This is a genomic window from Nannocystis pusilla, assembly GCF_026626665.1.
Lineage (GTDB): Bacteria > Myxococcota_A > Polyangia > Nannocystales > Nannocystaceae > Nannocystis > Nannocystis pusilla.
The window spans coordinates 8,920,956-8,934,752 of sequence record NZ_JAPNKE010000002.1; the positions used below are offsets into that span (position 1 = coordinate 8,920,956).

Consider the following 13,797-nt stretch of genomic DNA (forward strand, 5'->3'; position numbering starts at 1 on the left):
ACGCGGACGGAACGGCGGGGGCGACGAGCGGCAGCCGAGGATGCGGGCCGATCGGGCGATGGCTCGTGCCCCCGAGGGGTCGCGGCGGGCGCTGGTGACGGCGGCCGCGGCTCCCGACGAAGGATTGCGACGGTTGCGAGGCGCCCGATAGCTCGCGCTCGCGACGGTCGCGCTGCACACGGGGCGCACGCGAGTCGCGAACCGCGACGAGACATCTCGAGAGCGCGCAGCGCTCGCGCTCAGGATGCGTGGACACGGTCGCGCTCGCTCGCGCTTGCTCGCGCGTGCAGCAGAGCGCGCGACGATGCTGGATGCAACGCGCGCCGCGGCCCTGGTAAAACGGGCGGATGCTGCACGTCGCCGCGGGCCCCGAGCTGTTCGACCACACCCTCTGGGCGAGCGCCACCGACGAGCGCCGCGAGGAGCTGGCGCAGCTGGTCGCGGCGGAGCTGGGGTCCGACTGCAAATACGAGGGCCTGCGCCGCTACGGGCAGGCGAGCGCGTCGGTGGCGGTGTTCGTGCACGCGACGGTCGGCGAGCTGAGCCTGGTGCCGGGAGGCGGCTTCGACATGGGCCTGTCGCCTGAAGAAGAGCAGACGATCCGCGCCGCTCGTGATCGGGCCGAGGCCGCGGCGGAGGACTTCGATCAGGAGTTCGATCTGCTGCTCAGCGAAATCGGGCAAATGCGTCCGCTGCACCGCGTGGTGGTGCCGCCGTTTTTGATCGCGCAGCGCGTGCTGAGCGTGGGCCGGGCGCTGCGCTGGTTGCCGAACCTGCGCGACCCGCTCTACGGCCACGTATCGAAGGCGCCGGCGCACCTGAACCCGGAGCAGATCACCGCGGTGCTGCTCGGCACGGGGCTGCGACTGCCGGCGGAGGCGGAGCTCGAGTACGCGGCCCGCGGCGGGCTGCACCGCCGCCTGCTGCCGTGGGGCGACGCGTTGCCCGACGACGCGACGATCGAGGCGATGCTCGCGGACGAGGACGGCTCGACCCACAACACGTTCGGCCTGCACGGCTACGGCCTCTACCCGGAGCTGTGCGCGGACCACTGGCACGATCACTACCGCGGTGCCCCCGACGACGGGGCGCCCTGGCCCGGCTCCGGGATGCACGTGGTCCGCGGCGGCGCCGGCGATTGCTACCCCTGGCAAGGTTGCGGCGAGTGGAACCTGATGCTCTGCGCGATGCGCATGACCGAACGCGCGGCGGAATTCGGGGCGTCGATCCGCCTGGTGTACGGGCTCGGCGAGCACGAGGACTTTAATGAAGAAGAGATGCCTGAAGAGACAGATGATGGGCAGCATATCCGCGCTGGCTTGGAAGCGAAGAAGAGCACCGCGAAGAAGATCCCAGCTGCGAAGAAGGCGGCCGTGGCCAAGTCCGCCGATAGCGGGGCGAAGAAGAAGTCGTCCGTGAAGAAGGCGGCCGTGTCCGCCGATAAAGGGGCGACGAAGAGCTCGGCGAAGAAGGTGGCCGTAGCCGAATCCGCCGACAAGGGCGCGAAGAAGGCTGCGAAGAAGGCGGCGGCCGCGACCAAGCCGCGCGATCAGTCTGCGGCGAAGAAGGGTGCGACGAAGAAAGCTGCGACGAAGTCTGCTCAATCGAAAATGGCCGCGAAGAAGTCGGCGAAGAAGAAGTCGGCAAAGAAGCCTCGGTGAAGACGCCGGCCGCGAGGAATCCTCGTAGTACAGTGTTTTCGCCGAGTTTCGCCGCGCAGTAGGAAAAACCCGCGGACTCGGCGTCGCGGGCCGGCGCGCACGGGCTGCGCATCGGCGAAGTCCAGGCCGCCTATGCGGCGAGATCTGCCGGTCGATGGATAACGATGTTATGTGCGCAGGCCGATGCGTGCTTCTCGGCCGTGGCCGGATGGACCGACAGTGAGACAAAGGTTGGACGAGAAAGCGAAGGGCGGAGCCGCCCGTCACGGCTTCCACGTTTTGCGCTTCGTGCTGGCGCGGCGGGGGTTTGCCGCCGTCTCCGTCGCTTGAGCTCGCCGGCTCGCCGGGCGCGCCGCGGACCTGCACCGCCCGTATCTTACAGCAGGGTCTGTCTGTATACCCCATTGCGGCGCCCATGGTTCTGGACAATGGTTGGTTCGACGTAGGCCATGCTCTACCCGTCTCAGCCGACGAATGAACGGCAGCGTCTGCAGGTGCTGCAGAGCTGCGGCATATTGGACACCGAACCGGAGCCAGCGTTCGACGACATTGTGCAATTGGCCACCCATTTGTGCAATGTCCCCAGAGCGGTCATCACCCTCACCGACGCCCATCGGCAATGGTTCAAGGCCAAGGTCGGGATCCCGCAGCAGGAGAAAGAGGCCCCGCGCGAGCTGTCGTTCTGCGCCCACACCATCCTCGAGCCGGACGAGGTCATGGTCGTGCCCGACGCGCTTCAGGACCCCCGCTTCTGCGACAATCCCTTCACGCTGGCCGACCCACCGGTCCGCTTCTACGCCGGGGTGCCGCTGGTGATGGAGGACGACGTGGTGCTCGGGACGCTCTGCGTGTTCGATCATGTCCCGCACGGCATCTCGCCGCGGCAGCTCGATTCGCTGCAGATGCTCGCCCGCCAGGTCACGAACGAGCTGAAGCTCCGCCGGCAATTGCGAGAGGCGCGGGCGACGACCTCCGCCCCGCCGGCGCTCGACCCGGCGCTGTTCGCCGCGCGCTCGACGGTGTTCTCCGACGTGTTCACCGACGTGCCGCTGCCGATCGACACGGTGGCCGGTCGCTATCGCATGGGCGACATCCTCGGCGTCGGCGGCATGGGCGTGGTCGTCTCGGCGACCGACCTGCAGGAGAATCGCAAGGTCGCCATCAAGTTCCTCCTGCCGAACGCCCGCTTCGATCAGGCGATGATCGAGCGCTTCGCCACCGAGGCGCGGGCGCTGATGCGCGTCCGCAACAAGCACGTGTCGGAGATCCTCGACGTCGGCAACCTGGGCAACGGCGCGCCGTACATCGTCATGGAGCGGCTCATCGGCGAAGACCTCGACACGTGCCTCGACAAGCGCCGCGTCCTGCCCGTGCAGGAGGCGCTCGACTATGCGCTGCAGGCCTGCGCCGGGGTCCAGCAGATCCACGCGGCCGGCCTCCTGCATCAGGACATCAAGCCCTCGAACCTGTTCCTGGTGCGCGGTGAGGACGACAGCGTCGTCGTCAAGGTGCTGGACTTCGGCGTCGCGCGGGCTTTGCCGGGGAGCGACCCGATCGCCAAGCCGTCGGTCGCTCCCGAGGGGCTGACGGGCTCGCCGCAGTACATGTCGCCCGAGCAGATCTTGCAGACCAGCGAGGCCGATGTCCGCAGCGACATCTGGGCGCTGGGGGTCGTGCTCTACGAGATGCTGGCAGGGATGCGCCCGTTCGAGGGGCTGAACGTGGAGTCGATCTGCGAGAGCGTGATCGTCTCGCGACCCAAGCGCCTGAGCGTGCTCAATCCCCAGGTCTCCACGGAGCTCGAGCAGGTCGTCGCTCGCTGCCTCAAGAAGGACCGCGAGAAGCGATTCGGCTCGGTGCGAGAGCTGGCGCAGGCGCTCGTCGCCTTCGTCGGCCGCCCCTCCGAAAGCAGCGACCGGCTGGTGCGGTGCGAGTCCATCGAATCGAGCCGGCCCCTGCCCGGGGCGCCGACAAAGACCGAAGGCCGCGGCGCCGGGGGCCGTTCTCCGGCTCAGAACGGGTGAGCCGACTGCGGGTCGGTCTCGGGCGCGTGCTTGATCTTGCCCTTGCGGCCGATCCTGATGTTGACCATCTCGATCGCCACCGAGTAGGCCATGGCGAAGTAGATGTAGCCCTTGGGCACGTGGATCTCGAACGCCTCGGCGGTCAACAGCAGGCCGATCGTCAGCAGGAAGCTGAGCGCGAGCACCTTGATGGTCGGGTGGCGGTCGACGAACACCGCGATCGACTTGCTCGCCAGCAACATGATCCCGAGGGCGATGACGTTGGCCGCGACCATGATCCACAGGTCCTGGGCCATGCCGACCGCGGTGATGACGGAGTCGATCGAGAACACCAGGTCGAGCAGCAGGATCTGGAAGATCACCCCGCCGACGGTGGCCGCGCCCTTGGCCGCCATGTGGCCCTCGGCGTCGCCCTCGATCTTGTCGTGCAGCTCCTTCGTCGACTTGTAGATCAGGAACAGACCGCCGAGGAGCAGCACCACTTCCTTGCCGGTGAAGGGGTGACCGAGCAGCTCGAAGAACGGCTTGTCGAGGTGCATGATCCAGCTGAGCGTCGCCAGCAGGCCCAGGCGGGTGACGAAGGCGCCCATGAGGCCGATCCGGCGGGCGCGGTCGCGGTTCGCCTCGGGCAGCTTCCCCACGAGGATCGAGATGAAGATGATGTTGTCGAGCCCGAGCACGATCTCGAGGGCCGAGAGCGTGAGCAGGCTGATCCAGACCTCGGGAGTGGCGAGTGAGGCGGGGTCGAACACGGGCCGAAGCTTAACCCGATTTAAGAATCACGGGCCGACGAGCCGACCCCGGGACGAGCGACGGCGAGCTCAGCCGACCGCGCGGTACGGGTGCTCGGGCGCACCCGCCAGCAAGGCCCGCTCGCAGGCCTCGAGGTCGCGGATCAGGGCCAGGACGAGCTGCTGGACCGCCGTCACGTCGGCGACCGGGAACGGCTCGAGCGCGGGCGCGCGGACGCAGCGACGCACCGCGCGGCCGAGCTCCACCCGGCGCTCGCCGAACTGCCGCGCGGTGTAGCCGTACTCCTCGAGCCGCCGCTGTTCGTGCTCGGGCAGGCCGTCGTAAGCCCGCAGCCAGGCGTTGGCTGCCGACCAGGCGCCCGCCAGCGCGAACCGGAAGCGGAAGTCCCGGACGCACCCGAAGGCCACGTCCGGGTCGACGACGAGCACCTCGGTGACCTGCCGCGCACTGGCGACGAGCTGCACGCGGCCCGCGTGGCTGTGCGAGAGCAGCCGGGTGAGCGAATCGCCGAGGTGGGCGGGGGCCTGAGCCGGCGCGCCCGCCCGCGGCAAGTCGCCCCGCATGCGAAAGAACCGCCACTGCCCCCGCGCCCACAGGGCCGACCGCATGGCGCCGTAGACGAGCATGAGGGCGAGGAGGACGAGCGACACTCGAGCTCCACCATAGCGCAGGTCGGCAGCGTCGCGCACTCACGCGCTCACCGCGCCGGAAGCGAATCACGGCGCCGCGCGGGCCCGCCCGCGCGCGAACGCGTCGATTCGCGGCTCGGCGCTCACGCCAGGTCGACCAGCAGCACCGTCGCGGCCAGTCGATCGGCGTGGTGTTGCTGCTTGATCCCCACCGCCACCACCGGCCTCGCGGGATGCGCGGCGAGGGCCCGCGGCGAGCCCCGTTCGGGCAAGAACCACGCGCCCAGCGAATCATCGCCGCGCCACAGGCGAAGCTCGCCGCCGGCGGTCACGCTGACCCACCGCTCGCCGTCGGCGAGGGCGCAGATGGCGACGACGCTGTGCGGCGTGTACGTGGCCCACGCGAGCTCGCTCGCGCGATCGTGCGGGTCGCCGCCGCGTCGCAGCAGCAGCTCGGACCGCCACGCGCCGGCCCAGGTCCAGCGGTGCACCTCGCCATCGAGGTCGCCGGTCACGAATCCTTCGCTGCCCGGGCGGGTCGCGATCGCGGTGATCCGGCGGCTCGGCGCGGGGATGAACTCGAGCGGGCCGTCGCCGGCGAGCGGCGCCGACACCAGGCCGTCGGCGGCCTTGCCCGCCTCGTACCTGCCGAGGTCGCGGCGCCAGCCGCCGAGCGCGAGCGAACCGCCGCCGCCGGTGAACACCCTGTCGCCGACCGCCGCGATCCCGCTGTGAGCGCGCGGATGCCCCTGCGGGCCGGCGATCCGCAGCTCCGGCGGAGTCGGCCACAGCGCGAAGACATCCGCGGCGATCGAGGTGTCGTTGCGGACGATGACGCGCTCGCCGGTCAGGAGCACGCCGGTCGGGCAGGGATCGCCGATCGGGTCGCTGTAGGCGTGGACCAGCGTCGCGGCGGGGCGCAGCGACAGATCGTTCACCTCCCACAGGTGCGTGGGGCCGTGGTGGTGGCTGCTGCTCCACGTCGACGCGGCGAGGTGGCGATCGTCGCCCGAGAAGCACACGCCGGAGACGGTGAAGCGCGCCTCCGCGGGCTGCAGCGCGAGTTCGTCGCTGCCCAGGCGCGCGAGGAGGATCCCGCCGCCGCCGTACCAGGCCCCGCCGCCGACCGCGATGCGCTCGCCGTCGGCCGCGAACGTCAGGGAATAGGGGCACCACGGCGTGCGTAGGAGCCGAACGACGCGCATGGCGAAATCTTACCACATGACCGAAGAGACATATGTGCAATCGCGACGACGGCGAGCGTCGTGACGACGCTCGCCGCGCGGTCGGCCCTGAGCCGGGGTCGGCCTCAGTTCTCGACGAACGCCTTGAGGCGCTTGCTGCGGGACGGGTGACGCAGCTTGCGGAGCGCCTTGGCCTCGATCTGGCGGATGCGCTCGCGGGTGACGGAGAAGTCCTGACCGACCTCTTCGAGGGTGTGGTCGGACGACTCGCCGATGCCGAAGCGCATGCGGAGGACCTTCTCCTCGCGCGGGGTGAGCGTGGCGAGGACGCGGCGGGTCTGGTCGGCGAGGTTCATGTTGATGACCGCGTCCGTGGGCGAGATCATGTTCTTGTCCTCGATGAAGTCGCCCAGGTGCGAGTCCTCTTCCTCGCCGATCGGGGTCTCGAGCGAGATGGGCTCCTTGGCGATCTTGAGGACCTTGCGGACCTTGTCGAGCGGCAGCTCCATCTTCTCGGCGATCTCTTCCGGCGTGGGCTCGCGGCCCAGCTCCTGCACGAGCGAGCGGCTGGTGCGGATGAGCTTGTTGATCGTCTCGATCATGTGGACCGGGATGCGGATCGTCCGCGCCTGGTCGGCGATCGCGCGGGTGATGGCCTGACGGATCCACCACGTCGCGTAGGTGCTGAACTTGTAGCCGCGCTTGTACTCGAACTTGTCGACGGCCTTCATCAGGCCGATGTTGCCCTCCTGGATCAGGTCCAGGAACTGCAGGCCGCGGTTCGTGTACTTCTTGGCGATCGAGACCACGAGGCGGAGGTTGGCCTCGACCAGCTCGGCCTTGGCCTTCTCGGCCTGGCGGCGGGCGGTCATCAGCTGCTCGTGCAGCTCGCGCAGCTGGGGCGCGCGCATGTTGGTCTCTTGCTCGACCGCGCGGATGCGCTTGATCGCCAGCTTCATGCGCGCCTCGATCTCGTGCAGCTCCGAGGGGTGGAGGCCGAGGCGGCGACACAGCTTGAACTCTTCCTCTTCGGACAGGCGGACGTCCTTGAAGAGCTTGCGCAGCTCCTTCAGGTCCATGCCGGCCCGGCGCTCGCACTGGATGAGGTCCTTCTCGGCCCGGGCGACGCGCTCGACGAGGAGGGTGAGCTCGCCGACGATGCCGTCGATGGGGCGGCGGCCGAGCTTCATGTCCTGGATGGCCTCGAGGATCTGGCGCTTGTGCTCCTCGCCGGCCTTGGCGTGGACCTCGCGGGTCTTGTCGTCGAGCGGCGGGGTGGGCGGCTCGTTGACGGCGACGACGACGGCCTTCTTGGTGTCGACCGCGAGGATGAGCTTGATGCGGTCGAGCTCTTTCTGGTGCCGGCGGATGCGCTCGACCTGCTTGCCGAGGTTCTCCATGGCCGCCTCTTGATTGAGGGCGGTCGGGTCGTTGCTCATCGGCAGCGCGCCGGGGCCGGCCTCGGCCGGGTTGGAGATGTTGAGCACGTCCTTGGCCCGGATCTGGCCGCGCTTGATGCGGTCGAACATCTCGAGGATGTAGGGGACCGAGACCGGCGACGCGAGCGCGATCTCGAGGACCCGCATCTCGCCCTGCTCGATGCGCTTGGCGATCTCGACCTCGCCCTCGCGGGTGAGCAGCGAGACGCTGCCCATCTTGCGCAGGTACATGCGGACCGGGTCGTTGGTGCGCGAGGGCTCGTCCTCCGGGTCCTCGTCGCGCTTCGGCATGACCTTGCGCGTGGCCAGCTTGGGCTTGGCGGCCTCCTTGGCGGCGGCCTCGCCGGCGATCACCTGGACGCCCTCGTCCTGCAGCGTCCGCTCCCACTCGCTCAGCTCCTCGGGGTCGATCAGGTCGGGCGGCAGGAGTTCGTGGAGCTCGTCGTAAGTGACGTGGCCCTTCTTCTTGCCGAAGGCGATGAGCTGCTTCTTGAGCTTCTCACGGTCCACGGTGCGCGTCTTGCTGGGGGTCATAGGGTGCTCTGGCCTCGGAGTGACTGCGTATGCGACAAAGGCGAGAAGGAAGCTCCGCGCCCCGGAGGACTACGGACGATCAGGCCCGCAGGCCCGATGGTGGTTGCGACGGAGGAATCAAGGCGTGCTCGTCGAGGTTGGCGAGCTGACGGTTGTGCTCGATCTTCTTCAGCGACAGCTCGCGGGCGCGGTCGAGATCGCCCCGCTCCTTCGCCTCGCGCAGCTGGACGTCGAGCCGCCGCGACTCGGCCTTGAGCTGCTCGCGTCGGCAATCGAGGATGCAGTCCTTGAGCAGCATCACCGGGTCGTCCTGCGTGTCGCGGAAGGTGCCGACGAACACCGCGTCGTGGACCTGGCGCCGCGTCTCGGGCGGGATGAGCTCGAGCAGCTCGCCCTCGGTCGGGTTCTCGCCGACGAGGGCCTGCCGCACCACCATCTCGGCGATGGGCGAAAGTCTGCGATCTGTCACGTAGTGCTGCACACCCGCCTGCTCGGCCTTCTCGGCCAGGTGTGGGTTGTCCACCAGCAGGGCGAGCAGCGCAACTTGATGGCGCGGAAGCTCGGGCAAGGGCCGTGCAGGCGCGGACGGCGAGGCGGCGTGGCGAGACGGCGGGCTGGGCGCGGCACGGTTTCCTTGAGGACCTTGCGGTCCGTGCGGACTCTGGCGCGACGATATGCGCCCCACCGGCAGCCTGAGCAACTTTGCGGCGCGCTCGGCATAGCGCTCGCGGGCGGCGTCGCTCTTCACCTTGCCGAGGAGCGGCTGCAAAGCGGAGATCGCGCGCTCCTGCGCGTCGATCGAGTCGAGCGCGCCCTGGGCCACCCATTGCTTGACCAGCCACTCGAGCGCCGAACCTGGCTCTTCGAGCAGGGCGGCCAAACGCTTGGGGTCGGTGCTGTCAGGGTCGGCGCCGGGGTCGAGCGCGACCACGCGGGCGTCGAGGCCCTCCTCGAGCAAGATCGGGATCGCGGCCCGGATGGCCTTGCGACCGGCGTTGTCGCCGTCGAAGCACAGCACCACGGTGTCGGTGAAGCGCTTGAGGATGGCCGCCTGCTGGGCCGTCAGCGCCGTGCCCAGCGGCGCCACCGTCTCGACGTAGCCGCGCTGGTGCATGCTGACGACGTCGACGTTGCCCTCGACGAGGATCGCCCGGCGCGCCCGGCTCATCGCCTGGCCGGCGACGTGCAGCCCGAACAGGGTCTTGCTCTTGGTGTAGAGCAGCGACTCCGGGCTGTTCAAGTACTTCGGCGCCTCGCGGCCGTCGGCGTCCTTGGCGTACTCCGGCAAGATGCGCCCGGAGAAGGCGATCGGCTTGCGGTTCGACTGCAGCACCGGGAACATCAGCCGCCCGCGGAAGCGGTCGTAGACCGAACCCTTGTCGCTGCGCACCAGCAGGCCCAGCTTCTCGGCCAGCGCGAGGTCGCAGCCCTTCGACTGCAGGTGCAGCTTCAGGCGGTCCCAGCTGCCCGACTCGGCCGGCGCGGGCGCGTAACCCAGCATGAAGGTGGCGGCCAGCTCGGGGCTGATCGCGCGCTGTTGCTGATACAAGCGCCCGAGCTTGCCCTCGGGCCGGCTCTCCAGCATCTCACGGTAGAAGTCGGCGGCGACCTGGGTGATCTCGCGGGCCTTCTCGAGCTCGAGCTGCTGCTCGTTCGACTTCCGGTCGACCAGGCCCTCGGGCAAGGTGACGCCGAACACGCCGGCCAGGTGCCGCGCGGCCTCGAGGAAGCCGAGCCCGTCCATGCGCATCACGAAGTCGAGGCCGTCGCCCCACACGCCGCAGCCGAAGCACTTGTAGCTGCGCCGCTCGGGGTTGACGAAGAAGCTCGGCGTGCGCTCCTGGTGGAAGGGACAGCACGCGGTGAAGTTCTTGCCCGCCCGCTTGAGCCCGACGTAGCGCCCGATCAAATCGACGATGTCGATCCGATCCCGCAGCTCCTGCAGTTTCTCATCGGGGATCATCACAGAGGTTCTGGCCGCGCGCGCCTGGTTTCCGCTGATTCTGCTGTGAAGGCCACCGGGGCCCCGAAGTTCGGGCGCAAGAGGCTTTGACCGCCCGCTGCGCCCTACCGGCCGCTTCGAGCGGCACAGATTAGGACAACTCCTCCGGCCAGGCCCTGCGCGCGCTCGTTAGGATCTTCACGCAGGGCCGGACAGACCGGCGAAGACGTGAACATCTGCTCCGATGAGCAGGCGTGGCGCGCGTCGGATCGGCCGTGGAGGACCACGCACGAGGATTTAGCCGAAAACTTGCCGGGCGCCGCGATGCCTGCCATGCCACCGCCATGCCCGAGTCGCTGGCTCCCCCCTGCCCCTGGATGGTCCAGAAATTGCTGAGGCTCGCGAGCTCGACGGCCGGGAACGCCGCCGCAGCGGCAACCGCACCCGCGCCCGCGACCGCATGATGGACCGCGCCTCGCGCGACTACCCGGAGAGCGACGCCCTCCGCGGCGTGCGGGGCGTCGAGAACCTGGTGCTGTTCATCGACGACGACCTCCGCGAGACGGGGATGGCGCTCGGCCACGTGGAGGGCTATCTGACCGAGATCTTGCGGATGCTCGAGAGCCCCCGCATAAAGCGTGAGGATGTCCACGCGCTGGCCAGCGACGTCCGCGTGCTCGACCACGTGGACATGCTGGTCGAGAACCTCGAGACGCTGCGCCGCCGGCTGACGAAGCTGGCGACCAGCCTGCGCTGAGGCCAGTGAGGTAAGCTCGCGCGCCGTGACGTCCCCCGAGGCCAGCCGGCGCGCCCGCACCGCGGTGCTCGCGACCTGCGGCCTGTACGCCGCATACGGCCTGCTGGGCCTCGTCCCCGGCCTGTCGATGGTCCGCGGGGCCGGGCTGGTGGCCGCGTTCTACTTCCTGCCCGGCTGGCTGCTGCGCGACGAGCCGGAGGTCCAGGCCCGCTACCAGGTCGGCCCGGACGGCCCGATCCCGCCGTGGAGCTGGCGCGCGCTCCGCTGGGCCGTGGGCGCCTGCCTGCTGGTGTTCCCGCCGTTCGTGCTCGGGTTCTGGTGGTTCTACGACCAGGTCTGCGCGGGCGACCTGCGAGTGCTGGCCCCGGCGCTGTGGGCGGAGCAAATGACGCCGTGGGCCGGCGGCCTCGAGAGCTACCTGGAGCGGCTGTGCCGCGGCCACTCCGGCGGCTTCTGGCCCGAGTCGCTGCGCCTGCCGGCGACCTGGACCGCCACCTTCGGCCTCGGCTTCGTGTTCCAGGTGGTCGAGGGCCTGTTCGCGGTGGCCCTGGCCGAGGAGGTGTTCCACCGCGGCTACCTCATGAGCGCGCTGGAGGAGCGGTTCCCGCCGCGCCGGCGCATCTTAGGCGCCCAGATCGGCGTGGCCGCGGTGCTGTCGAGCCTCCTCTTCGCCGTCGGCCACCTGGTCGGGATGGCCCAGGCGGCGCGGCTTGCGACCTTCTTCCCGGCGCTGGTGTTCGCCTGGCTGTGGCGCCGCAGCGGCAACCTCTGGGCCCCCGCCCTGTTCCACATGAGCGCCAACCTGTTGATGGAGCTGCTCCTGGCGAGTACCTTCCGCGCGTGACGACCAGGCCCGAACCGAACCCCGTGGGGGCCTTCTTCGACGTCGATCACACGCTGCTCGCCGTCAACTCCGCGGTGCTGTGGGTGCGCCACCAGCGACGCATCGGCAAGATGTCGGCGGCCAAGGCGCTGCGCTCGCTGACGTGGGTGGTCCGCTACCGCCTCTCGCTGCTCGACCTCGAGGCGATGACCACCAAGGCCGTCCGCGACTACGCAGGGGTGCCGGTGGCCGAGGTCGAGGCCGAGACGCGGGCGTGGTTCGAGGCCGAGATCGTGCGCTGGATCTGCCCCGAAGGACAGGCCCGCGTAGCCCGCCACCGCCGCGACGGCCACGTCGTCGCCCTGCTCTCGTCGGGCACCCGCTTCTCCGTCGAGCCGCTGGCCGAGCGCCTCGGCGTCGAACACGTGCTCTGCACCCGGCTCGAGGAGCAGGACGGGGTCCTCACCGGCAAGCACGTGGCGCCCGCCTGCGCCGGCCCGGGCAAGGTGGTGCTGGCCGAGCGGTTCGCCGCGGAGCACGACATCGACCTGTCCCGAAGTTACTTTTATTCGGACAGCTTCTCCGACCTGCCGATGCTCGAGCGCGTCGGCCGGCCGCAAGTGGTGAGCCCCGACCCGCGGCTGCTCCGGCGCGCCCGCGCGCTCGGCTGGCCGATCGAGCGCTGGCAAGCGGCGTGACCGAGAGGGCGAGCCCGCGACGGAGGTCGGGTGACTCGGCCGCGTCGATGCGAGCGAGGAGCGCAGGCCGTGCGCAGACAGGCGGGGCGCGCAGCAGGCAGGACGCGCAAGCAGGCGGGGCGCGCAGACAGGCGGGGCGGGCAGGCAGGCAGGGCAGGCAGGGCGGGCAGGCAGGGCGCGCAGGCAGGCAGGGCACCGCGGTGGCGGCGGGCAGGGCCGTGTGGCACCCTCCCGGCCATGCGTGACCCCTGGAGCGAGCTCGGACCCGTCGCGGCGATCATCGAGACGGCCCTGGCGGAGGACCTGGCCAGCGGCGATGTCACCGGCCGCGCGACAGTGGGCCCCGAGGTGCGCGCTCGCGCGCACATGGTGGCGAAGGCGAACCTGGTGGTGGCCGGCCTGCAGGTGGCCGAGGCGGTGTTCCGCCGGGTCGAGCCGGGCGTCGGCTTCGCGGCGTACGTGCGCGACGGCGCGCGCGTGGCCGTGGGGACCGAGATCGCCTGCATCGAGGGACCGGCCCAGGCGCTGCTGGCGGCCGAACGCACGGCCCTCAACCTGCTGCAGCGGATGTCCGGCGTGGCCACCCTGACCCGCGCCTACGTCGACGCGGCCGGCGGCCGCTGCCGGATCACCGACACCCGCAAGACGATGCCCGGCCTGCGCGCGCTCGACCGCTACGCGGTCCGCTGCGGCGGCGGCCACAACCACCGCAACGACCTCGGGGCGGCGGTGCTGATCAAGGAGAACCACGTGCGCGCGGCGGGCGGGATCACGGCGGCGATCGCGGGCGCCCGCAAGCTGGCGCCGCACACGATGAAGATCGAGTGCGAGGTCACCAGCCACGAGGAGCTGCGCGAGGCGCTGGCCGCCGGAGCCGACATCATCATGCTCGACAACATGGACGACGCGGCCGTGCGCGAGGCGGTGGCGATCGCCGCCGGCAAGGCGATCCTCGAGGTCTCCGGCGGGGTGGGGCTCGAGCGCATCGCCGCGGTGGCGCAGCTCGGGATCGACGTGATCAGCGTGGGCCGCCTGACGCACAGCGTGCCGGCGGCCGACATCTCGCTGCTGTTCGAGCGCGCCGACGGGACGTGGGCCTGAGCGAAAGGACATGTTGGAAGAGACATGTTCCGAGAGGAATGTAGTGGGACAGTGAAGGCTCACTGGACTCACCGCCGAATTGCCGGACGCATCGCGACGGGCCGAAGGCGATCGTCCGCGGTCCGCTCCGCCGCGCGAACGGTCGGGACAGAAGGCGGGCGCGATCGGCCGAGGTGCGGCTCGATGCGCGAAGTGTCGGGATTGTGTATGAGGGCGGCGACCGCCGGGCCGCCGCACGGTCGGCGACCGTGG

The 13,797-nt window shown here is 70.1% G+C and carries 11 protein-coding genes; 6 read left to right on the forward strand and 5 right to left on the reverse strand.

The features are described 5' to 3' along the window. The first annotated feature begins 347 nt into the window (after positions 1-347). The gene (locus OV079_RS39395; protein WP_267774808.1) at positions 348-1,661 is read left to right on the forward strand and encodes a formylglycine-generating enzyme family protein; all 1,314 of its coding nucleotides are present in this window, start codon (positions 348-350) and stop codon (positions 1,659-1,661) included. A gap of 449 nt (positions 1,662-2,110) precedes the next feature. Further along, positions 2,111-3,685: a protein kinase domain-containing protein gene (locus OV079_RS39400; RefSeq protein WP_267774809.1), complete on the forward strand. Its 1,575-nt coding sequence runs from the start codon at positions 2,111-2,113 to the stop codon at positions 3,683-3,685. Here the strand turns inward: OV079_RS39400 and OV079_RS39405 are convergent. The 5 genes from OV079_RS39405 to dnaG all read right to left on the reverse strand — a co-directional run bounded on the left by OV079_RS39405 (position 3,673) and on the right by dnaG (position 10,187). Next, the gene (locus OV079_RS39405; RefSeq protein ID WP_267774810.1) at positions 3,673-4,437 is read right to left on the reverse strand and encodes a TerC family protein; all 765 of its coding nucleotides are present in this window, start codon (positions 4,435-4,437) and stop codon (positions 3,673-3,675) included. The genes OV079_RS39400 and OV079_RS39405 overlap by 13 nt on opposite strands. Before the next feature lie 69 nt (positions 4,438-4,506). Continuing rightward, positions 4,507-5,088 (reverse strand): hypothetical protein, encoded by a 582-nt coding sequence (locus OV079_RS39410; RefSeq protein ID WP_267774812.1) that lies wholly within the window; start codon positions 5,086-5,088, stop codon positions 4,507-4,509. Between the two features lie 122 nt (positions 5,089-5,210). Further along, positions 5,211-6,272 carry a hypothetical protein gene (locus tag OV079_RS39415; protein WP_267774813.1) on the reverse strand — a complete coding sequence of 354 codons (1,062 nt, stop codon included), beginning with the start codon at positions 6,270-6,272 and terminating at the stop codon, positions 5,211-5,213. Between the two features lie 104 nt (positions 6,273-6,376). Then, positions 6,377-8,224 carry an RNA polymerase sigma factor RpoD gene (rpoD, locus tag OV079_RS39420; protein WP_267774814.1) on the reverse strand — a complete coding sequence of 616 codons (1,848 nt, stop codon included), beginning with the start codon at positions 8,222-8,224 and terminating at the stop codon, positions 6,377-6,379. A gap of 79 nt (positions 8,225-8,303) precedes the next feature. Beyond that, complete coding sequence (gene dnaG / locus OV079_RS39425) at positions 8,304-10,187, reverse strand: DNA primase (protein ID WP_267774815.1); 1,884 nt, start codon at positions 10,185-10,187, stop codon at positions 8,304-8,306. Positions 10,188-10,626: 439 nt separating this feature from the next. Between dnaG and OV079_RS39430 the strand changes: the two genes are divergently transcribed. The 4 genes from OV079_RS39430 (at position 10,627) to nadC (ending at position 13,545) form a co-directional block, all read left to right on the forward strand. Continuing rightward, positions 10,627-10,923, forward strand: coding sequence for a hypothetical protein (locus tag OV079_RS39430; RefSeq protein ID WP_267774816.1), 297 nt, complete (start codon positions 10,627-10,629; stop codon positions 10,921-10,923). Positions 10,924-10,948: 25 nt separating this feature from the next. Then, the gene (gene mrtZ / locus OV079_RS39435; RefSeq protein ID WP_267774817.1) at positions 10,949-11,767 is read left to right on the forward strand and encodes a myxosortase MrtZ; all 819 of its coding nucleotides are present in this window, start codon (positions 10,949-10,951) and stop codon (positions 11,765-11,767) included. Further along, positions 11,764-12,444 carry an HAD family hydrolase gene (locus tag OV079_RS39440; RefSeq protein WP_267774818.1) on the forward strand — a complete coding sequence of 227 codons (681 nt, stop codon included), beginning with the start codon at positions 11,764-11,766 and terminating at the stop codon, positions 12,442-12,444. Before mrtZ ends, OV079_RS39440 begins: the two co-directional genes overlap by 4 nt. Positions 12,445-12,681: 237 nt before the next feature. Then, a complete protein-coding gene (gene nadC / locus OV079_RS39445) occupies positions 12,682-13,545 on the forward strand; it encodes a carboxylating nicotinate-nucleotide diphosphorylase (protein ID WP_267774819.1) in 864 nt (287 codons plus the stop codon). Positions 13,546-13,797 lie beyond the last annotated feature (252 nt).